The following is a 19,752-nucleotide window of genomic DNA, read 5'->3' as shown; positions in this document are numbered from 1 at the left end:
CGCGCGCCGAAGAACCTTCTTTCACGCCCACTCATCCTTGGGAGCAAAACGATGACACTCGGAGTCACCGGTGTGGTGTGGATGCCACGCTTGGCGATGGTCAACTCGACGTCGCTGTTGGCAGGTGCGGGCGCTGCTCCGTTGGCTGCTGCCGGCGGAGCCTGGCAGGCCGTCGCGGCTGCGTACGCGGACACCTCGATCACCCTCACTCGCGTGATGGCCGTTCTCGCCGCGGGGTGGGAAGGTGAGGCCGCCAATGCCGCTCAGGAGCGACTCGGTGGTTTTCTCGCCTGGACGCAAGGCGTCACGGCGAAGGCCACTCAGATATCCGGAATGGCTGCCGGCGAAGCCGCGGCGTACTCGACGGCCGCGCTGACCATGCCCAATCCCGTCGAGATCGGTGCCGTGCAGAGCGCCAAGATCGCCGCCTACGGTGCCGGTGGTGCGCTCAACGGGAGCGCCCAGGCGCTCGAAGTCGCCGAGCGCGCCCTCGACGTCCGGGCGGGCCTGGTCATGGAGGGTTACGAGGCCGCGACGACACCCCTTGCACTGCAGGTATCGTTCGACCATCCGCCGAAGATCGTCAACGACTCTGCCGTGAGCGGAGGCATCGACAGCGCGGGACGCCCCATCGACTCCGCACGATCTCATTCGGAGACAGGCATATTCGGCTTCAGCACCAACACGTCCCCGGCTCAGGCAGCTCTCGCCGCCGTCGGTTCCGCGCTGCAGAATCCCGCGTTGGCCGGTGCCGCAGGCCAGATTGCGAGCACGGCAGGTTCGGTCGCCGGGTCGTCGGTCACCACCGTGGCATCGGCGGCAACCAACATCGGCAGCGCCGCGGTGTCGTCGCTGATGAGCTCGAACTCCAGTTCCACCGGGCAGGCGTCGACCCCTGCCTCGTTCAGAACAGAGTCCCCGACGGCGGGGACGACGTCCACCCGTGCGGTGTCCGCGTCGAACGTCGGCGTGCCGGGCGCCGGTGGGCTGCGCTCGGGCAGCGGATTCGGTTCGGCTGCAGGTTCACTCGGGAGTCCGGTCGCAGGGTCGCCGAGCTCGGGCCCCGGGGTGGGCGGCGAACGCGCAGTCGGTACCGGGTCCATGTTCGGCTCTGCCGCGCCGGACGGCGCCGCGGCGGCACGCGGAGCCCACGGCCCAGGACCCGTCGGCGCAGGCCACAGCAGCAACAACGAAGACGACGAACACGACACACCCGGTTATCTACGTCAGTTCGAGCATTTCTCCGACGGGCGCACGGTTGCTCCCTCGGTGATCGGGGCCGATCCGTCCTGGAACGATCGTTGATCGACTTGGGAACCCAACCGCTCGGCCATACTCTCCCGTTCGCCGAGTTGGACGCGGACAGAACGGATTTCCTCGTCGACAGTTTGAGCATCGTCGAGTTGCCCGTCGTTCTCGACGTGTTCCCTCGCTACGACTCGTTCGAGAAGAAACACGAATCGCTCGCACGCGGTCATGCCGGCCTGGTGCAGGACAATCTGATTGTCGACGGCTTCATCCACCCGGACCTGGAGGCATGGCTCCGGATGCTCGAGCAACCACGATGGTACGTATCGGCGCGTCGGGTCCCCACGCCGTACACGGAGGACAGTCCGATCCTACGAATCTGCCTGGCAGCCAACAGCACCGGCACCGTGATCGCAACCAAGGCGGAAGGCCGTCTACGGCTGCGCATCGCAGCGGTCGACCCGGCCGTCGAGCTGTTCACCGAGCTCGGTAGTGGCCGGCCGTTGGAATTCCGTGGATTGTCGGCTCCGACGGACGGACTCGCGGAGGCCCTCGACGCTGCGCCTACCGACTCCGGGGCCACGACATCCCGCCTGGCACACCTCGGAATCGACGCCGACGTGGCCCAGGAGGTGGCGTCGGCGATCAGTATGTGTTCGGCACAAGCCGAGATCACCTCGGTCACCGTCGAATCCGGCAACAGATCGGCAGGCGCTCACCCCGTCGCCTTCTTCGACACCCCGCGGGGACGGATCGCCGCGACGTCCAGCAGCGCTGCCGACGGGAGCCACTGGACCACCCTGTCCGCCGGCACCGACACCCGCATCAGAGCGGCCCTGTCCGAACTGATCGACAGGGCGCGCTGATCGACAGGCCGCTCTAGGAGATCGGGTTGTCCGCGGTCGTGCTTCCCTTGCCTTCGAACGGCGGCAGGAACGTACCCCAACGCTCGCAGGTCCAACCTGTTCCCGACGGCACCAGCTCGATGGTCTCGGTGTTGTCCAGATGGTTGTCCGCGGCGAATGTGCCGTCGACACCGGCGAGTACGGCAGCGACCAACCGGATCACGGCGCCGTGGCTGACCACGACGACATCGGCGGAGTCCGGGGACGTCAGGTACTGCTCCCGCAGCTCGTCGAGAACCGGCACGTATCGGTCGAGGATGCTGCGCCCACTGTCCCCGCCAGGGACCGTGGCGTCGAGATCGCCTGCGTGCCAACGGCCGTAGATTTCGGTGAAGCCCTTGTGCGCGGCGTCGTCGCTCCGGTCCTCCCATTCCCCTGCCTGCGCCTCGTGAATACCTTCGCGCTGCTGGGGCTCGAGTCCGGTGGCATCACCGATGTGCGTCGCTGTCTGCACGGCGCGGATCGCGAAGGAAGAGACGAGAACGCTCGGAGGTGTCGACGCGATCGAGGCGCCGTAGCGCCTGGCTTGTTCGTGACCGTGATCGGTCAGCTGCGCCCCCGGAAGCTTCGTGTCGAGGAGCTTGTCCACGTTGGAGAACGTCTGTCCGTGACGGACGAGTACGAGCTTGCCCGTCATCGATCCTCCTCTTCGTCTCGGTGCGCACCTCCGCGAAGCGCACTCAACCATTCGATCTCCTCCTCCAACGACGGAGGACGGTGCCCTGTTCCCGTCGCGACAGGCCAAGATCCGAGGAACCGCAATTTCATCTTGCGGTGCAGTGCACGCAGTGCCTCGCCGACGGCTTCGTCGTCGATGTGACCGGCGAGGTCGAGGTAGAACCAGTAGGTGCCGAATTGCTCACGCGTCGGACGTGATTCGATGCGTGTGAGATCGATGTCCCTGATGCCCAACTCCGCAAGAGCCCGGTTGAGCACGCCGGGAACGTTGTCCGGCATGAGCACCAGCGCGGTGCGATCGGCACCGGTTCGCGGTGGTGCGGATCTCGGAGGCGCGACGAGCACGAACCTGGTGCGCGCGTTGTCGACGTCGGCGACGCCCGCAGCAAGCGTCGGCAATCCCGTTTTCTCGCCGGCCAGCGGCGTGGACACCGCCGCGTCGGCCAGCCCGGCCGCAACATCCTCCGCCGCAGCGGCATTCGAGGAGGCGAATTGCACCTCCGCACCCGGGATCGTGGCGTCGATCCATTGCCGAACCTGTGCTGCGGCAATCGGATACGCACGGACCGTACGAACGTCGGCGAGCGCGACACCGGGCGCGCCGAGAATCGAGAACGCGACGTCCACCTCGGTTTCGGCGAGAATCTGCAGCCTGCTGCCCGCGCCGAGAGCGTCGAGAGTGGGTGAGACCGAACCCTCGACGGAACTCTCGATGGGCACCACCGCTGCATCGACGTCGCCTGCGCGGACCGCGTCGAGCGACGCCGGCGGACTACCGAGTGGACGTCGTTCGATATCTCCGACGAAACCGAGATCCGCGAAGACGCCCTGCGCTTCGAACTGGCCGAGTGCCATCTCGGTGAATGTTCCCGATGGACCGAAATACGCGATTGTGGGCACGGAAGACGAGATTACGCCGACGGTGCCGGAACCAAGCCCGCTGCCGCGAGATCGTGATGCGCGGCGGTGGCGTCGTCGACCTCGATGCCGAGAAGTACCGTCCGCACCGCCTCCGCGGCCTCGGGCCTCAATGCCGCCAACGCGGCCGTGTCGGGGTTCGCCCATGCGGTGGCGATGTCGTCACCGCGCAGGGCTGCGACGGTGGCGGACAGCAACGCGATGACCTCGGAACCCGACCGAGCCCGCGCGAAGAATCCGCCGTCGGCGTGGGCGACGACGGCGAGCACGTCGGCGACCTGCCGCGGCGACGCCGACGCGATCAGACCGGGGATGCGGTGTGCTTCGACGATCTGCGTGACCGCGTCGAGTGTCGGTCCATCACCGAGGTCGGGAAACAGAACCAGCGGCGACGGGACGCGCAGGGCGGTGGCGTCGTCGATGGTCTCGGCGTCGACGTCGAGGTGGAACCGGACGGCTTCGTAGACGGCGCGGGATCCTCGGAGTTCCTCGGGATCGATGTCGAGGTCGACGACGAGTCTGCCGAGCGCAGGTTCCCCCGGATGGTCGCGCAACACCGATGCGGACACGATCGCCGGACCGCTCGTCACCTCGTCGGCATCGCGCTCGACGCGCTCGGAACTGCGGGAACGCTGGTGGAGGAGGCCGGCGACGAGGGCCCCCGGTTCCGGTCGGTGGGGCACGCCCAGGGTCAGGGGAATGGACACGGCTCTCACGCTAGCGCGGAGGAATTTTCGTCGTGCACTTGCGATACCGGCTCCCGTCATTTAACTTAGGTTTGCCTCACCTACTAGCAACCGCATCGGAGGAGCCCATGATCGGCGCCACGACGACCGGACCGTCGACCGCAGAACGAGTCCGCAGCGCTTGTGCGCGTGCCGAGGGTGCGGCTCTGGCGATCGAAGGCAGCGAACCCGTCGTCACGAGCCTTCACCACCTGCGGTCCAACGGTGAAGTAGTGCTTGCGGTGCCCAGCGATTCCGCTACCGGCGCCATTGCGTGGCAGTCGACCCGTGCAGGGGTCCCGGCTGTCCTCGAACTGACCGATCACGCACCACTGGCGTTGCGTGAGCCGGTTCGTTCGCTGGTGTGGCTGCGCGGCGAGCTACGGCCCGTGCCCGAGTCGCTGATGCGACCCATGGCCGGTGCCGTTGCCGCCGAGCACCCACACCCCGCACTGCTCGACGTCGGACATTCGACGGTGTTGCTGCGGCTGATCCTCACCTCGGCCGTCGTCGCGGACAGCACCGGCGCCGAGCCGGTCGCCGTCGACGACCTGCTCTCCGCCGAGCCGGATCCGTTCTGGGAGATGGAGACCAGCTGGCTGCAACACCTCGACGAGGACCATGCAGACCTCGTCAACCAACTTGCCCGACGCCTCCCGCCGTCGCTGCGACAGGGACGCATCCGGCCTCTCGGCATCGATCGCTACGGCATCCGGTTGCGCATCGAAAGCGACTACGGGGACAACGACGTTCGGCTCGGTTTCGCCGAACCCGTCGACGACACCATGGCGCTGAGCCGCGCGCTCCGTGTACTCGCTGGGTGCCCGTTCCTGAACGGATTGCGCGCACGGGGTTAGCTCATACTTGATTCGTGATCGATCTGAAGGGCTGGATCAACCCGCCGAACGTGCCCGACGGCCCTCCGTTGGATCCGCGAGAACGACGAGCGATCAAAATCGAGATCGTCATCGTTCTGCTGGTGACGTTCGGCCTCAGCGGCGCGAGCAGCATCCTCTCGCTCGTGGAAGACGCCCTGCTCGCGGGCAGTCTGTCCGACCGATCGGTAGCGCTGAACACGTCGAACTCCTCCCTCGGTGTCATCGATCTGCTGTACCAGGTACTGCGCATCCTGCGACTGTGCGCGTGGGGAGCCCTCGGTCTGTACCTACTGTGGCGCGCCGGGCTGGGACCGAGGCTCGTCGGGCTCGCGACACCGAAGCTCGGCAAGGACCTGCTCGCCGGCATCGGGCTCGCCGCGCTGATCGGCCTGCCAGGCCTGGTGTTCTACCTCGTCGGAAACGCCGTCGGACTCAATCTCACCGTTGTCCCCAGCACGATCGACGACACCTGGTGGCGCATTCCAGCCCTCGTGGCCTTCGCCTTCGCCAACTCCGGCGCCGAGGAGATACTCGTCGTCGCCTACCTCATCTCCCGATTGCGAAAGCTCGGACTCGGCGAGAACTCCTCACTGCTGCTCTCCGCCCTGCTCCGCGGCTCGTACCACCTCTATCAGGGCCTCGGAGCCGGCGTCGGGAACTTTCTGATGGGCCTGGTGTTCGGACGGTTCTGGCAGAAGACCAACCGTCTGTGGCCACTGCTCGTCGCCCACGCCCTCATCGACATCGTCGCTTTCGTCGGCTACGCCCTCCTCCGCGACCATCTCTCCTGGCTACCCTAGATTTGTAGGTACATTCGACGGGTGAACGACGACGACCGCAGAAGACGAGGCACCCCGCCACAGGGTCCACCTGCTGCGCCTCGAAACCCTGGGCGTCGTACACCCCCGCCCGGCTACCGGCCTCCGCCGCCGGCCGGCTCTCAGCCCCCGCCCGGTCATCGTCAGCCGCCGCCTCCGGTCGATCGCCGGCCACCTCCCGCCGGCGGCCGACCACACGACGGCTACCGGCCGCCCCCTCCCGGCGCTCGCCCGCCGCTCCCACCGCGGCAGGAGGGCACTCAGATCATTCGACGCGACGGCCGGCCGGACTCGCACCGGCCACCGGCATCGCAGCAGGCGTGGTCGCAGGCACCCGAGCCGGGAGTCGTCTCCCGCGATCGCACCGCCGGATACCGCCCGACCGAGCAGTACCCGCCTCGTGACAGAGCCGATCGCTACGACGGCGATCACGCGCCGCGGCAGACTCCTCGGCCGTACGTCGAGGAACCTCCACGCCGCCGGACTCCGCCGCCCCCGCAGCGGGCCCTGCGCCGCCCCGAGCCCGCGAAGCCTCCTCGGGTTCGCAAGAAACGGCACTGGGGTCGACGCTTCGGCCTGACGTTCCTGGTGCTGCTTCTGATCGTCGGCGGACTGGTCTACTACGTCGACAGCTCGCTCACCCGGGTCGACGCGCTCACCAGCTACGACGGGCGCATCGCGGACACACCGGGAACCAACTGGCTGCTCGTCGGCTCGGACTCTCGAACCGGCTTGACGCCCGAGCAGGAGGCCTCGCTGTCGACGGGTGGCGAGACCGGCCCGTCGCGCACGGACACGATCATTCTCATCCACATTCCCGAGGGTGGTGGCGCCACGACAATGGTCAGCCTCCCGCGTGACTCGTACGTGTCCATTCCCGGTTACGGCCAGGACAAGCTGAATGCGGCATTCGCGTTCGAAGGCGCGCCTCTGCTGGTCCAGACGGTGGAAGGCGCGACGGGTCTACGCATCGACCATTACGCCGAGATCGGTTTCGGTGGCTTCGCGGGGATCGTCGACGCTGTCGGCGGCGTCGACGTCTGCCTGCAGAACGCGATTTCCGATCCCCTCGCCGGGATCGACCTGCCCGCCGGATGCCAGGAGCTGGCCGGATCGGACGCTCTCGGATTCGTTCGCACCCGCGCGACCGCGCTCGCCGACATCGACCGCATGAACAATCAGCGCCAGTTCATGTCCGCCCTGCTGGACAAGGCGACGAGTCCGTCGACATTCCTCAACCCGTTCCGTTTGTGGCCGCTGGTCAAGGACGCCGCCGGATCCCTCAGCGTCGACGACGGTGATCACATCTGGAATCTCGGCTCGCTCGCCTGGGCCATGCGCGGAGACCTCGTCACGACGACGGTGCCCGTCGCTGGATTCGAGAACACCGACGTCGGCAACGTCCTGCTGTGGGATTCCGACCGCGCCTCGCAGTTCTTCGGACTGCTGGCCGACGACCAGCAGATCCCGGAGGACCTCAGGACGTCAGGGCCCTGACGCAGGAGTGGAGCCTGCGGAACGACCGGGGCGGTGCCGCAGGAAGGGAGCCTGCGGAACGACCGGGGTCGAGCAACCCCCAGCGGTAATCTGGGGTGCATGACTTCGAGCGACGGCAGCAACGCTTTTCACGACCTTCTCCGCGCTCAGGTGCGTCACGAGTTCACGGCGTCGCAGCAGTACATCGCGATTGCGGTGTGGTTCGAGACCAACGATCTCCCCCAGCTCGCGGCGAGGTTCTACGCGCAGGCGGCCGAAGAGCGCGGGCATGCCCTGATGATCGTGCAGTACCTCATCGACCGGAAGGTGAAGGTCGGAATCTCCGGGATCGGCGACGTCGTCGACGAGTTCGACCGGGTCGCCCAGCCTGTCGAGTTGGCGCTTGCCCAGGAGAAACAGGTGACCGAGCAGATCACGGCCCTTGCGCGCACGGCACGGGACAACGGTGACTACATCGGCGAACAGTTCATGCAGTGGTTCCTGCAGGAGCAGGTCGAGGAAGTGGCCAGCATGAGGAGCCTGCTGAACATCGTGCACCGGGCAGGCAATCAACTGTTCGACGTCGAGACGTACGTTGCGAGGGAGACCGCCGCGCGAGTGAACCGCACCACAAACGCCCCCAAACAGGCCGGCGAAGTATGACTTTTTCGCTGGTCATAGTCAAGAATTAGGGCCCTCTTATTTAGGCAACCTTGACCTCAATAAGGGTGAACTTGGGTGACAATAGCCTCTGACCTGCATATTCTCTTCACCATGAGCGCAGACGTCAAAGAAACCAACCATTCCAAATTCCACGCACTCCTCCGCGATCAGATCCGGAACGAGTTCAACGCTTCGCATCAGTACATCGCCACCGCGGTCTACTTCGCCAACACCGACCTGCCGCAGTTGGCCAAGCACTTCTACGCGCAGGCCGTCGAAGAGCGCAACCACGCGATGATGATCGTCCAGTACTTCCTGGACCGCGACATCACCGTCGAGCTTACCGGAGTCGACGGCGCCAAGTCCGTCTTCACCGACGCCCGCGAGCCGATCGCTCTGGCCCTGGCCCAGGAAGAGACCGTCACCGAGCAGATCATCGCGCTCGCGAGCACCGCACGCGAAGAGGGCGATTACCTCGGCGAGCAGTTCATGCAGTGGTTCCTCAAGGAGCAGGTCGAGGAAGTTGCGAGCATGAAGACGCTGCTCAACGTCGCGGACCGTGCCGGACACAACCTGTTCGACCTCGAGCAGTTCGTTGCTCGTGAGTACAGCAACACTGTCCCCTCGGACAGCGGTGCACCTCAGGCTGCCGGCGGCGCCATCTAAGTCGCGCGTCCCGCGCTCGTGAGTGGAAATGTGTCCTGGGGGACACATTTCCACTCACAACGGATCACCTCAGCGTCACCTGACGCCCGCGCAGTCCGTCGCGCGACCGCCGCTGCTCCGAGGTCAGCGGCGCATCCACAGCCAGAGCCTCGGCAAGCTTGTTTCCGAACCGAACGGTGGGCGCGGCCCATTCCGTCGGGTGCATCTCCGGATCCAGATCGAACACCGGCACGAGCAGCCCGTGCGTCCGGAACGAACCGGCGTACCGCGAGCCCTCGCCGAGCGTCAGATCACCGGCAGCGTGCAGACGCGCCAACGCGAGCATCAGATCGTCCTCGCTCTCCGGACGAACCCACCGAAGATGCGCTTTGTCGCCCGCATCGACCCACCACGCAGCAGTCAGGCCCTCACCTTCGAGGCGAGCCGACGGCATGATGGCTCCATTCGCACGCTCCACCGTCGCCGCGACGTCGGCAGCAGGCTCAGCGCCCTCGGGAAGCCACCAGTTGAAATCCTGATGCACCGTGATGTCGAGTTCCAGCGTCGGATCCAGCACCTCCGACAGCGCAGGAGTGTTGCCGTCCGGCCCCGCGGACTCCAACGACTCACCCGGCTGCGCGATGGACGCCCACGACAATGCACTGGACAGATCAGCAGCGACATTCGGCGAATGCACCTGAACCTGCAGGCCAGCAAAGCCCCGCACGTCGCCGCTCTCCTCACGCACCAGCGCCGCAACCGCACCGGGCAACACCGTCGCCACCGTCAGCGTGCGACCGTCGACCACAACCGGTGCCGTCGCCGACGGAACGAACTCCCGCATCGCAACGAGATCGCACTCGGCCCGCACACCATGGAACGGCCGCACCGGCGCCGCGGACAGGTTCTCCCGCTCGGCCGCGCGCTGAGCAAGCTTTGCTGCGCGGTTACTGTCCTGCTTCGGACCACTGTTTCTTTTGCTCTTACCCACGCCCGAAACCTACAGGGTCACCCCACCTGCACGTCCAGCAAGCCCAAAGCTCCAGCTCACTCCGCAGGCTCCGCTCCTGCCTTACCCGGTCACTCCGCAGGCTCCGCTCCTGCCTTACCGAGTCACTCCGCAGGCTCCGCTCCTGCCTTACCGAGTCACTCCGCAGGCTCCGCTCCTGCCAACCAAGCACGGGTGCGCGCTGGGTTGTTGGTGGCGATCCACCCGACGCCCAGTTCACGGCACAGGTCGACGTCGGCCTTGTCGTCGACGGTCCACACGTACGTCGCGCGGCCCGACGCCGCCGCGCGGTCGACGATCGACGGGTGCTCGCGCAGGCTTTTGATCGACGGTCCGACTGCCGTGGCTCCGACGGTGGTCGCGGCGCCTCCCCCGAGGTAGTGCGACGAGTCGCCGAGAAGAACTGTCGGCAGCATCGGCGCGGCTCGTCTGATTCGCCAGACAGCGGTGGCCGCGAAGGACATGATCACTGCGCGCGAATGGTCGGCGGACGCAGGTTGGCCGATGCCGAAGCGGTGCAGCTCCGCCAGCACCTTGCTCTCGATGAGCGACCCGTAGCGCACCGGATGCTTGGTTTCGATGAACAGCTTCGTCGGTTTGGACGTCCAGTCCAGCACCAGCTGAATCAGGTCGCTGAGTGTCAGCAGATCGGCGGGCTCGGCGCCGTCGCCGTAGTCGTAGCCTTTGAGGGTGTCGTAGTCCAGCTCGCTGACGATTCCGGTACCGGAGGACGTGCGGTCGATTCTCCGGTCGTGCACGCACACGATGTGGCCGTCGCGGGTCAGCCGAACATCGCACTCGAGGCCGTCGGCTCCGTCGCGTAGCGCAAGGTCGTAGGCAGCCAGCGTGTGCTCTTTCTTCTCCGCCGACGCTCCGCGATGCGCAACGACGAACGGTCCGCGACGATCTCCGCTCACGACGCCGCCGCCTTCTCCGTCTCGGTGACCGAACGTGACGTTCGGTCACTCTGAGTGACCGAACGGTTCATTCGGTCCGGGAGGGGGGCGTCGGCGACGGTTTCACGTGGAACCGACATGACCCATCGCGTCGGCGAGGGTTTGTGGGTGCCGCGCCAGCCGAGGCCGTCGATGCTGTGGAGGAGGTGGACGGTCCACAGGGCGGTGAGGACGCCCACCAGGGCGACGATGGCGGAGAGCAGTACGCCGTCGGCCTGAGATTGGAGGGAGTCGCGCAGCCGCCAGAGGGATGCGGCGACGACGAGTGCCCAGTTCAGGACCCACAGTCCCCACCAGATGCGGATGTCACGGACCAGGCGTGGCTTGTCGACGCCGGCTTTGGCGTCGGCCAGCTCGGTGAGAAAGACTCCGGGGAGTGCGAGAGACAGCACCGGAACGAGTGTTCCGACGAAGAGGGTGCGCGACGAGCGTGGGTCACGTGTTCCGGCTCTCTCGAAGAAGATTCGTCGTCGATCCACCAACCAGCATGCGGAGCCGACGGCGGCGGCGATTCCGATGACGATCGACGCGGTCTCGGCGAACAGCACCACCGCGTCGGACGTCACGATCGTCGTCTGCCCGACGAGGCGTGTGCGGTTGTACAGCAGGATTCCGTACCGAAACAGCTCCGCTGCTGCGGCGAGGCCGAGTAGCGATGCGGCGAGCACCAGCAGACCGGGTGCAGCGCCTGCCCAGCGTCGAAGTCGCGGTTCCCGTTCCTGGACGTTCGATACGGGCTGGTCGATGAGACCCCAGCGCGGGATCTCGTCGTACTTCGGTGTCGCGGTGCGGCGTGGATGCGACGAGCCGGCCGGCCGCGAGGTCTTGTTCCGCGGCTTCTTGGCGACCCAGCGGAAGTTGCGGGTTCCGGTTGCGGGCGCTTGCGCCGACACCGGGGACAGCAGCACGCCGTGGCAGCGCGGACACCACACCGCCGGTCGCGTTCCGACGGGCCACCGCGTCGCGCAGCGGGCACAGACCTGAAATGCGGACACTAGACGATTCTCGCCTCGGCGCCGTCGTCGCGCACGAGTGGACGGCCTGCGTGCTGCCACGCCGACATGCCGCCGTCGACGTTGGTGGCTTCGTATCCGATCTGCGCGAGGTATTCGACGACGCGGAGCGAGCGCCCCCCGGCCTTGCACACGACGTACAAGTCGGCGTCGGCGTCGATCTCGCCGATGCGGGACGGCACTTCGGCCATCGGAATGTGCACGGCACCGGGAGCGTGGCCCTGCTGCCATTCCTCGTTCTCGCGGACGTCGAGCAGAATCACCGACTCGCTCAGCTCGGTGGGCAGCTGGGCGACGGTCACTGAGGGCAGATCCGGAGCAGACACAAAACGATCTTGTCACGCAATCCACCGGCCCTGCCACCCGTTCCCTGTGGATAGAGCAAGGAAGTTATCCACACTATCCACAGACCGATCCACAGAAACCGGGCATCTGCCGGTTTCATCCACAGGCGCGGAGCGCTCCCGGCTCGATTCCCTAGACTCGAAACCATGGCCGCAATCGAACTTCGAATCTTCACCGAACCTCAGCAAGGCGCCACCTACGACGATCTTCTTCGCGTCGCCCAGACCGCTGAAAGTCTGGGCTACGGCGCGTTTTTCCGCTCCGATCACTATCTGGCGATGAACTCCGACGGCCTACCCGGTCCGACGGACGCGTGGATCACGCTCGCCGGAATTGCTCGCGAGACGAAGACGATCCGCCTCGGCACTCTCGTCACGTCGGCCACCTTCCGTTATCCCGGCCCACTGGCCATCAGCGTCGCGCAGGTCGACGCGATGAGCGGGGGCCGCGTCGATTTCGGTCTCGGCGCAGGCTGGTTCGAGGAGGAGCACACGGCGTACGGCATTCCGTTCCCACCGCTGGGAGAGCGTTTCGACAAGCTCGAGGAGTCCCTGGCCGTGATCACCGGACTGTGGGAGACCCCCGTCGGCGAGACGTTCTCGTACGACGGTAAGCACTACCCCATCGTCGACTCACCTGCGCTTCCCAAGCCGGCGCAGTCCCCGCGGCCCCCGATCCTGATCGGCGGTGGCGGCAAGAAGCGCACCCCGGCACTGGCTGCGAAGTACGCCGACGAGTTCAACATTCCGTTCGCCTCGCTCAAGGCCACCGGAACTCAGTTCGATCGAGTGCGGGCCGCGGCGTCCGAGACCGGACGCGAGCTGGCGTATTCGAGCGCGCTCGTGCTGTGCTGCGGCAAGTCCGAGGAGGAGATCGCCCGCCGCGCTGCCGCGATCGGTCGTGACGTGTCCGAGCTGCGGGAGAACGGTGCGGCCGGTTCCCCCGCAGAACTGGTGGACAAACTCGGACGCTACGGCGAGCTCGGAGCATCCCGGGTGTACCTGCAGGTCCTCGACCTGGCCGACCTGGACCATCTGGAACTGGTGGCGTCGGAGGTCATGCCTCAGCTCTGATACGTCGGCCCCGGCTCGCGCACGCCTGCCCTCAGGCGTGCGCGGGTCGACGCAGCCGGGCGCCCAGCCAGCGTGCAGCGGGAGTCTCGACCCATCGGTAGACGATTTCCGACACGGCGGCCGTGGCGACGAGAAACGCGACGACCGCGCCCGTCGGTCCGGTGTACGGAACCACGTTCTCGTACACCCGGTAGAGAATCAGCGTGTGGACCAGGTAGATCGCGTAGCTGCGGGTGCCCGTCCAGCGAACGATCGCCCAATGAGCGATCCTGCCGTCGTACCGCGCGAGGAGCAGGACAAGACCGGTGACGACGACGATGGTCCACATGTACTGGTCGCCTGCCCAGTAAGCGTGGACGTCGGTTGCCAGTCGCACCACCTCGGCCTGCGCGACGACCGAGACGACGACCCATCTCCAGCTGATGATCCGGGCCCAGCCGAGGTAGATGATCTGCCCGAGGAACAGCGTCGGGAGCGTCGCGGCGATCTTCGACAGCATCGGCACCGACCACGGCTGCGGGATGTAGAGGTTGTAGATCAGCACGGCCGCGCAGAGGAAGGCCCCGACGAGTGGAACGACGACGGGCCACTTCCGCAGGATGTCGCGGGCCGCGATGCAGTACAGGTAGAACATCAGCTGGACCGTCAACGTCCAGGTGACGCCCAGTACGGCGACTTCGGGCTTCAGGAAGAAACCGCCGAGCACGAAGCTGAGCGCAGCTTCGGAGTTGCTGATCCCGTTCTGACCGCTGAACATGCCGTTGATTCCCAGACGCACCAGCAGAATGGCCAGCGCGACGGACACCCACAGCGCCGGGACCAGGCGGGAAAGCCTGCTGACCGCGAAATCCCGTCGCGACTGCCGCATCGCCGAGCGGGTCACCAGCAGGCCGGTGAGGAGCATGAAGATCGCGACGCCGACGAACGAGAGATGGTTGTTGAGGCCGGCTTCCTGGACGAACACCCGGTAGACGACGTCGATCATCCACCAGCCGTCGCCGCGGTCGTCGATCAGGTAGAACGAGATGTGCGAGTAGAGAACGGCGAGTACCGCGATCAACCGCAGCAGGTTCGCGCCGTCGAGTTGGACCCTCGGCGCATGGACGTCCGTGACCGCCTGTCGGGCGTCGACCGCATCGGTCGACCTGCGATGGGGGCTCACGGCGGCCAGTCTAGATTCCTGTTCACCTGCCGGACCAATCGTGACGCCGAGCCGTGACCTCGCCGTGACCTCCCGAGGCTGCCGCGGCAGCGCGGTTTTATTCCGAGAAATGAGTCTCGAGTACAACGGTTGCACTGGGGGTAGTAATGAGATTGGGTTGAACCCGAGAGAAGATCCGCAGCACTACGCGCCGCGCTTCGATCGATGAAGCCGGCGTCGACAAAGAAGGGAACCACGTGTCCGAGTACACCTTGCCCGACCTTGATTTCGATTACTCCGCCCTCGAGCCACACATCTCGGGCGAGATCAACGAACTGCACCACTCCAAGCACCACGCAACGTACGTCGCCGGCGCCAACACCGCGCTCGAGAAGCTCGCTGCAGCCCGCGAAGCCGAGGATCACGGCTCGATCTTCCTGCTCGAGAAGAACCTCGCGTTCCACCTCGGCGGCCACGTCAACCACTCCATCTGGTGGAAGAACCTCTCCCCCAACGGTGGCGACAAGCCCGAGGGTGAACTCGGCGCAGCCATCGACGATCAGTTCGGTTCGTTCGACAAGTTCCGCGCACAGTTCACCGCGGCAGCCAACGGTCTGCAGGGCTCCGGCTGGGCCGTTCTCGGCTACGACTCGCTCGGCAAGAAGCTGCTGACGTTCCAGCTCTACGATCAGCAGGCCAACGTGCCGCTGGGCATCATCCCGCTGCTCCAGGTCGACATGTGGGAGCACGCCTTCTACCTGCAGTACAAGAATGTCAAGGCCGACTACGTCAAGGCGTTCTGGAACGTCGTGAACTGGGCCGACGTTCAGGCCCGCTTCGAGGCAGCCACGTCGAAGACCCCGGGTCTGATCTTCCCGTAATTCTTCCGCACCGCAGAGGGCCATCACGCAACGTCGTGGTGGCCCTTTTCGAGTTTCCCTTCGTTAGCACTCGACACGTCTTGTGTGCCAGCACGTTTCTGGTTCATATTGGGGTGTACCCAGCGTGGCGTACCGGATATTTCTGGGCGAACGAGGAGTGCACATGAGCGATCGCGATCTGATCGGCGTTTCCCCTTTCCATGCCGCTGGGCTTCTGCGCGGGTTCGTGATCTCCGGGCGGTGGCCGGACACGACGAAGGAATGGGCGCAGTTTCTCGTACTGGCCGTCCAGGTCGCATCGATGCCGGGCCTGCTCACGACGTCGACGGTCTTCGGGGCTCGCGAGGAGCTTCCCGACGATCCGGCCCCGGGAACGATAGGGCTGGTCCTCGCCGAGGGGCCCATCGTGGGTGAGACTGCTGTCACACCCGAGCGGTTCGCGCACCACCAGCCGGCGGCGATTCTGATGCTGCATCCGCCGTCGGAGACCACCCCGTCACTCCCTGAATGCGCCGGTGCGGCGTCCGGGTGTGTCCTCCTTCCCGGCCTGCCGCATCTCGGTCTCGATCATCGCGCTGCCTGGGTGGAAGCCGAATCCGACGGCACCGTGACCTCGATGGTGAGCCGCATCGGCCTCGACCCGATCAGCGATCCCGACACTGCAGTTTTGGCCATGCTCCTCGCGTCCTGAACGTGGCCCGTACAAGAGTTTTCGGGTTCCCAAACTTGCTGCGGCATTGGACTTTTCGACTACGTCCTCCTACTGTGGAGTGCAGCGAAGGGGAGTAGCCCCCAATCATCGTGTCGACATACTGGTCCGCAATCGGGCCCGGCACCGTGAACCGATACCGCTCACGCACAGGCTGCGTGCTCGGCGCCGGTGGGCGAGACCTTCGGTCATTCAGACGACCGAAGGAGTGCCTCCACATGCTGTCCGCGCTGCTGTTGAGTTTCGCAGTCATCTTCGTCGCCGAACTTGGCGACAAATCGCAGCTCATGGCCATGACGTTCGCCTTGCGCTACAAGTGGTACGTCGTCATCGGCGGCATCACGATCGCCACCACCGTCACCCACCTCGTGTCGGTCGCCGTCGGGCACTTCCTCGGACTCTCGATTCCCACCCACCTGATCTCGATCGTCGCCGGAGTCGCTTTCGTCGTCTTCGGACTGTGGACCCTCAAGGGAGACAAGCTTTCCGACGACGAAGGCGACAAAGCCTCCAAGGTCACCCGCTCGGCGTTCATCGCAATCGCGTCGGCATTCTTCCTGGCCGAGCTCGGCGACAAGACCATGCTCGCCACCGTCACCCTCGCCGCGGACAACAACTGGGTCGGCGTCTGGATCGGCTCTACCGTCGGCATGGTCGCAGCCGATGCCCTCGCCATCGTCGTGGGCGCGGTCCTGGGCAAGCATCTTCCCGAACGCATCATCCAGTTCGGTGCCGCAATCCTCTTCTTCGTGTTCGGCGTCTCGCTGTTCTTCGAGGGCGTAATGCCCGGAACGTCCGCGCCCGTGATCGCCGGCGGCGTCGTTCTCGTCCTGTCGGCAGCGGTGTGGGGAGCAATCGCAACCGTCCGGCGCCGTCGCCCGACGCCGGTCGAGGTATTGAACGACAAGTAAGAATCGACGTATCATCTGCCCCGATCAGAACCAGGGGCACATGACAACCATCGACCACGATCCCAGCAGGACGCGCCGCACCACCCACGACGACAACACGTCGTCGGATCGGCTTCTCCGGACGGTAGCGCGCTTCGTCGCCGCCGGTTACCTCATCTATTTCGCGATTCTGCTGCCGGATTTCCTCCGCACCGCCTACGTGACGGAATCCTGGTGGACGCCCGCAGCGATGGTCGCCGTGTTCGGAACAGGTCTGTCCATGGGAGTGGCGTCCCTGGCCACGGACACCAGGTGGATCCGCGTCACCGGTGCCGTAGCGACCTTCACCTTCCTGGCCGCCGCGCTGAGCTGGTGGCTGGCGTGGGACAGCTCCGTCGTCGACACCAACGGAATGCCCCTGGCGTCGTTCCCCGGCCTGGCGGGACTGGCCGCGGCCGCGTCGCTGCCGTCATGGTTGGCTTTCGCACAGCTGACCGTCACTGTCGTCTCGGTTCAGCTCAGCATCAACATTCTCCGTGGTCCACTGCTGGACGGCCCGTTGCTGGCGGACATCACGTTCGCGCTGATGTTCTGCTCCATCTTCGTGGCCGCCACCTTGGGCGTCATCCGCACCGCACGCATTCTCGACAGCACGCGCGAAACCACCCACCGACAGGCGGCGACGGAGGCTGCCGTCAGCGCCCGCGCCGTCGAGCGTGAGCGTTTCGACGCCCTCATCCACGACGGCGTGTTGTCCTCCCTTCTCGCGGTGGCTCGCCTCGGACGCACCGAGGGCGTGATCCGACAGACCGAGCACACTCTCGCTCAGCTGGACTCGCTGCGAAACCACTCGTCCACCACGACGTTCGATGTCGACGAGGCGCTCGCCCGGTTACGTTCGGCCGCAACGAATGTCGACGAGGAGATCGAAATCGCCGTCGAATCACGCACCGACGCTCTGTATCCCGCCGAGGTCATCCGCACGGCCAGTGCCGCCTTGGCCGAGGCAGTTCGCAACAGCGTCACGCACGCAGGTTCCGACGCGACGCGGGTCGCAACGTTGTCGCTGACGAGGGACGACATCTCCATCGTGCTGTCCGACGACGGGTCCGGGTTCGACCCCACCTCGGTCGCGCCGCATCGCATGGGGATCGCGGTGAGCATCGTCGGACGCATGCGCAGCCTGCCCGGTGGCTCCGCGCGCGTCGAGTCGGACAAGAACGACGGTGGCACGACGGTGGCACTGCACTGGTCGGCACCGTCGTGAACGGCACCCGGAGCACGCACGACGCGTGTCAGGACGGCTCGGGTCAGGATATTCGCGACCTCATCGGACTGCGGTCGCGATTCGCGACGGGACTGGTCGCCCTCTACATCTTCACGTGTTTTCTCTGCGCCGCAGCGACGTTGGAGGGAGTGAGCTCCCCGTGGCCGATCTTCGTCTCCGCTGGGTTGTGCTCGATCGGTGCAGTCACGATGATCACCGCACCAGGAGATCCACTGCCGTGGCGGTACACCGTATTCATCGCTGCCCTCGGCCCCGTCAGCTGCGCGTTGACTTACAGCGTGATTCCCGTTCCGGTCAGCAGCCCACTGCAGACCTGGCCGCTGGGCACGAGCGTCGCATTGTTCACGGCCCTGTGCGTCCGAGGACGAACGTCGGCAGCGTGGGCCGGACTGGGGACGACGGTTGCCGTGACGATCTTCTGGTCCGTCCAGACCGGGCAGGGCGCCGCCTACGGCATCGCCTTCGGCGTCATCAACGCTGCCCCACTGCTGATGTCGACGTTCTTCGCGTTCACGCTCCGGCCCCTCGCTCGCTCCGTTTTCGCGCTGCGTGACCAGTCGACGTCGCGAGTCGCATCCGAGGCGGCCGCCGCAGCCGTGCTCGAAGAGCGTGACTCGCAACTGCGTCGGCTCGACGAACTCGCTCGCCCACTCCTCGAACGGACCGTCCACGGCCCCGACCTGGCTCCCGAGGAGATCGCGTCGTACACCCTGCTCGAAGCCGAGTTGCGGGATTCGTTGCGAGCGCGCGCTCTTGTCACCGATCGACTACGTACGTCGGTGCGGACGGCACGCGACCGCGGCGTCAGCGTCGTACTCCTCGACGACCGCGCCGACGTCGAACTCGACCCCGCGGTGCGCGACCTCGTCGTCGACTCCGCAGCGGAGCACATCGACGGGATGGCGAGCGGATCGGCCACTGTGCGACTGCTCCCGGCAGGGCGGCCCGCCCTCGCCACGATGCTGGTCGATTCCGAACGGACCTACCGAATCGAGTACGAGCACGACGGTCGGGCTCGCGAAATCAGCCACTGACACCGAGTGTGATCCACTGCACTTCTGTCACTCCGCCGGCTGCGGCTCACTGCTGTCCGGTTATGGTGCAGAACGAGACAATCACGGTCAGCGCTGATCGTTTGCGCCGATCGTCCACCGCTCTAGTCGAGGAGATGTGCACGTGGAGATTTCGGGAACAGCAGCGTTGGTCACAGGCGGGGCGTCCGGCCTCGGTGCGGCAACGGCCAAGCGCCTCGCCGACGCCGGGGTGACGGTGTTCGGCCTCGACCTGGCGCAGTCGATCGAGCGGGCGGGCGACAGCGTGCCCGACGGTGTCACGCTCATCGCCGCCGACGTCACCAGCGAAGCCGACGTCGAGGCAGCCCTCGACACCATCACCGCGTCCGGGGTGCCCCTGCGCATCGTCGTCAACTGCGCCGGTGTCGGCTGGGCGGGACGCATCCTGTCGAAGAAGGGCCCGCACGAGCTCGAGCTCTT

General features: G+C 66.1%; 22 protein-coding genes. 14 read left to right on the top strand and 8 right to left on the bottom strand.

Going from position 1 to position 19,752, the window contains the following annotated elements; translation table 11 throughout:
* The first annotated feature begins 51 nt into the window (after positions 1–51).
* Both H292_RS0113715 and H292_RS0113710 read left to right on the top strand, forming a co-directional pair.
* Positions 52–1,305 carry a PPE domain-containing protein gene (locus tag H292_RS0113715; protein ID WP_230620991.1) on the top strand — a complete coding sequence of 418 codons (1,254 nt, stop codon included), beginning with the start codon at positions 52–54 and terminating at the stop codon, positions 1,303–1,305.
* Positions 1,302–2,114 (top strand): ESX secretion-associated protein EspG, encoded by an 813-nt coding sequence (locus H292_RS0113710; RefSeq protein ID WP_020111779.1) that lies wholly within the window; start codon positions 1,302–1,304, stop codon positions 2,112–2,114. Before H292_RS0113715 ends, H292_RS0113710 begins: the two co-directional genes overlap by 4 nt.
* Positions 2,115–2,127: 13 nt before the next feature.
* Here the strand turns inward: H292_RS0113710 and H292_RS0113705 are convergent, their stop codons facing one another.
* Genes H292_RS0113705 through H292_RS0113695 form a run of 3 tightly spaced genes read right to left on the bottom strand, consistent with a single transcriptional unit; the run spans position 2,128 to position 4,456 of the window.
* The gene (locus H292_RS0113705; protein WP_020111778.1) at positions 2,128–2,790 is read right to left on the bottom strand and encodes a histidine phosphatase family protein; all 663 of its coding nucleotides are present in this window, start codon (positions 2,788–2,790) and stop codon (positions 2,128–2,130) included.
* Complete coding sequence (gene pheA, locus H292_RS0113700) at positions 2,787–3,731, bottom strand: prephenate dehydratase (protein WP_019667086.1); 945 nt, start codon at positions 3,729–3,731, stop codon at positions 2,787–2,789. The genes H292_RS0113705 and pheA overlap by 4 nt, the downstream gene beginning before the upstream one ends.
* Positions 3,732–3,742: 11 nt before the next feature.
* Positions 3,743–4,456, bottom strand: a complete 714-nt coding sequence (locus H292_RS0113695; protein ID WP_019667085.1) for a hypothetical protein — start codon at positions 4,454–4,456, stop codon at positions 3,743–3,745.
* Between the two features lie 107 nt (positions 4,457–4,563).
* On the opposite strand from H292_RS0113695, the gene H292_RS0113690 reads away from it, so the two are divergent.
* The 5 genes from H292_RS0113690 to H292_RS0113670 all read left to right on the top strand — a co-directional run bounded on the left by H292_RS0113690 (position 4,564) and on the right by H292_RS0113670 (position 8,975).
* Positions 4,564–5,331, top strand: a complete 768-nt coding sequence (locus H292_RS0113690) for a DUF2470 domain-containing protein (protein WP_019667084.1) — start codon at positions 4,564–4,566, stop codon at positions 5,329–5,331.
* Positions 5,332–5,345: 14 nt separating this feature from the next.
* Positions 5,346–6,152 carry a CPBP family intramembrane glutamic endopeptidase gene (locus H292_RS0113685; RefSeq protein WP_019667083.1) on the top strand — a complete coding sequence of 269 codons (807 nt, stop codon included), beginning with the start codon at positions 5,346–5,348 and terminating at the stop codon, positions 6,150–6,152.
* Between the two features lie 285 nt (positions 6,153–6,437).
* Positions 6,438–7,667: an LCP family protein gene (locus tag H292_RS0113680; protein WP_442978564.1), complete on the top strand. Its 1,230-nt coding sequence runs from the start codon at positions 6,438–6,440 to the stop codon at positions 7,665–7,667.
* A 99-nt stretch (positions 7,668–7,766) separates the two neighbouring features.
* Entirely contained in the window at positions 7,767–8,309 is a 543-nt protein-coding gene (locus H292_RS0113675; RefSeq protein WP_020111777.1) for a ferritin, read from the top strand.
* Positions 8,310–8,420: 111 nt separating this feature from the next.
* A complete protein-coding gene (locus H292_RS0113670) occupies positions 8,421–8,975 on the top strand; it encodes a ferritin (protein ID WP_019667080.1) in 555 nt (184 codons plus the stop codon).
* Between the two features lie 64 nt (positions 8,976–9,039).
* Here the strand turns inward: H292_RS0113670 and H292_RS0113665 are convergent, their stop codons facing one another.
* The 4 genes from H292_RS0113665 to H292_RS0113645 all read right to left on the bottom strand — a co-directional run bounded on the left by H292_RS0113665 (position 9,040) and on the right by H292_RS0113645 (position 12,234).
* Complete coding sequence (locus H292_RS0113665; RefSeq protein ID WP_026348127.1) at positions 9,040–9,945, bottom strand: DUF5926 family protein; 906 nt, start codon at positions 9,943–9,945, stop codon at positions 9,040–9,042.
* Between the two features lie 155 nt (positions 9,946–10,100).
* On the bottom strand, positions 10,101–10,880 hold the full coding sequence (locus H292_RS0113655; protein WP_019667078.1) for a glycerophosphodiester phosphodiesterase: 780 nt from the start codon (positions 10,878–10,880) through the stop codon (positions 10,101–10,103).
* A complete protein-coding gene (locus tag H292_RS0113650) occupies positions 10,877–11,914 on the bottom strand; it encodes a DUF4328 domain-containing protein (protein WP_196806171.1) in 1,038 nt (345 codons plus the stop codon). Before H292_RS0113650 ends, H292_RS0113655 begins: the two co-directional genes overlap by 4 nt.
* Complete coding sequence (locus H292_RS0113645; protein ID WP_020111775.1) at positions 11,914–12,234, bottom strand: rhodanese-like domain-containing protein; 321 nt, start codon at positions 12,232–12,234, stop codon at positions 11,914–11,916. The genes H292_RS0113650 and H292_RS0113645 overlap by 1 nt, the downstream gene beginning before the upstream one ends.
* A 198-nt stretch (positions 12,235–12,432) precedes the next feature.
* On the opposite strand from H292_RS0113645, the gene H292_RS0113640 reads away from it, so the two are divergent.
* The gene (locus H292_RS0113640) at positions 12,433–13,350 is read left to right on the top strand and encodes an LLM class F420-dependent oxidoreductase (RefSeq protein WP_027498811.1); all 918 of its coding nucleotides are present in this window, start codon (positions 12,433–12,435) and stop codon (positions 13,348–13,350) included.
* Between the two features lie 31 nt (positions 13,351–13,381).
* On the opposite strand, the gene H292_RS0113635 is transcribed toward H292_RS0113640, so the two are convergent.
* Complete coding sequence (locus H292_RS0113635; protein WP_020111773.1) at positions 13,382–14,512, bottom strand: acyltransferase family protein; 1,131 nt, start codon at positions 14,510–14,512, stop codon at positions 13,382–13,384.
* 236 nt (positions 14,513–14,748) lie between these two features.
* On the opposite strand from H292_RS0113635, the gene H292_RS0113630 reads away from it, so the two are divergent.
* The 6 genes from H292_RS0113630 to H292_RS0113605 form a co-directional block, all read left to right on the top strand.
* Complete coding sequence (locus tag H292_RS0113630; protein ID WP_019667073.1) at positions 14,749–15,372, top strand: superoxide dismutase; 624 nt, start codon at positions 14,749–14,751, stop codon at positions 15,370–15,372.
* 163 nt (positions 15,373–15,535) lie between these two features.
* Positions 15,536–16,063, top strand: coding sequence for a hypothetical protein (locus H292_RS0113625; protein ID WP_019667072.1), 528 nt, complete (start codon positions 15,536–15,538; stop codon positions 16,061–16,063).
* A gap of 236 nt (positions 16,064–16,299) precedes the next feature.
* Positions 16,300–16,992 carry a TMEM165/GDT1 family protein gene (locus H292_RS0113620; RefSeq protein WP_020111772.1) on the top strand — a complete coding sequence of 231 codons (693 nt, stop codon included), beginning with the start codon at positions 16,300–16,302 and terminating at the stop codon, positions 16,990–16,992.
* Positions 16,993–17,032: 40 nt separating this feature from the next.
* Positions 17,033–18,238, top strand: coding sequence for a sensor histidine kinase (locus tag H292_RS0113615; RefSeq protein ID WP_020111771.1), 1,206 nt, complete (start codon positions 17,033–17,035; stop codon positions 18,236–18,238).
* Positions 18,235–19,293 carry a hypothetical protein gene (locus tag H292_RS0113610; protein WP_019667069.1) on the top strand — a complete coding sequence of 353 codons (1,059 nt, stop codon included), beginning with the start codon at positions 18,235–18,237 and terminating at the stop codon, positions 19,291–19,293. Before H292_RS0113615 ends, H292_RS0113610 begins: the two co-directional genes overlap by 4 nt.
* 142 nt (positions 19,294–19,435) lie before the next feature.
* On the top strand, positions 19,436–19,752 hold a 317-nt coding region (locus tag H292_RS0113605; protein WP_020111770.1), incomplete at its 3' end, for an SDR family NAD(P)-dependent oxidoreductase.

Source organism: Rhodococcus sp. 114MFTsu3.1 (genome assembly GCF_000383555.1).
GTDB classification, from domain to species: domain Bacteria; phylum Actinomycetota; class Actinomycetes; order Mycobacteriales; family Mycobacteriaceae; genus Rhodococcoides; species Rhodococcoides fascians_E.
This window is presented reverse-complemented; position numbering and strand designations above follow the sequence as displayed.

What these genes read in the sequence shown, in the direction of transcription:
- H292_RS0113715 (WP_230620991.1), top strand. Translation starts at nt 52, where the DNA reads ATGACACTCGGAGTCACCGGTGTGGTGTGGATGCCACGCTTGGCGATG.
- H292_RS0113705 (WP_020111778.1), bottom strand. Translation starts at nt 2,790, where the DNA reads ATGACGGGCAAGCTCGTACTCGTCCGTCACGGACAGACGTTCTCCAAC.
- H292_RS0113690 (WP_019667084.1), top strand. Translation starts at nt 4,564, where the DNA reads ATGATCGGCGCCACGACGACCGGACCGTCGACCGCAGAACGAGTCCGC.
- H292_RS0113675 (WP_020111777.1), top strand. Translation starts at nt 7,767, where the DNA reads ATGACTTCGAGCGACGGCAGCAACGCTTTTCACGACCTTCTCCGCGCT.
- H292_RS0113670 (WP_019667080.1), top strand. Translation starts at nt 8,421, where the DNA reads ATGAGCGCAGACGTCAAAGAAACCAACCATTCCAAATTCCACGCACTC.
- H292_RS0113625 (WP_019667072.1), top strand. Translation starts at nt 15,536, where the DNA reads ATGAGCGATCGCGATCTGATCGGCGTTTCCCCTTTCCATGCCGCTGGG.
- H292_RS0113620 (WP_020111772.1), top strand. Translation starts at nt 16,300, where the DNA reads ATGCTGTCCGCGCTGCTGTTGAGTTTCGCAGTCATCTTCGTCGCCGAA.
- H292_RS0113615 (WP_020111771.1), top strand. Translation starts at nt 17,033, where the DNA reads ATGACAACCATCGACCACGATCCCAGCAGGACGCGCCGCACCACCCAC.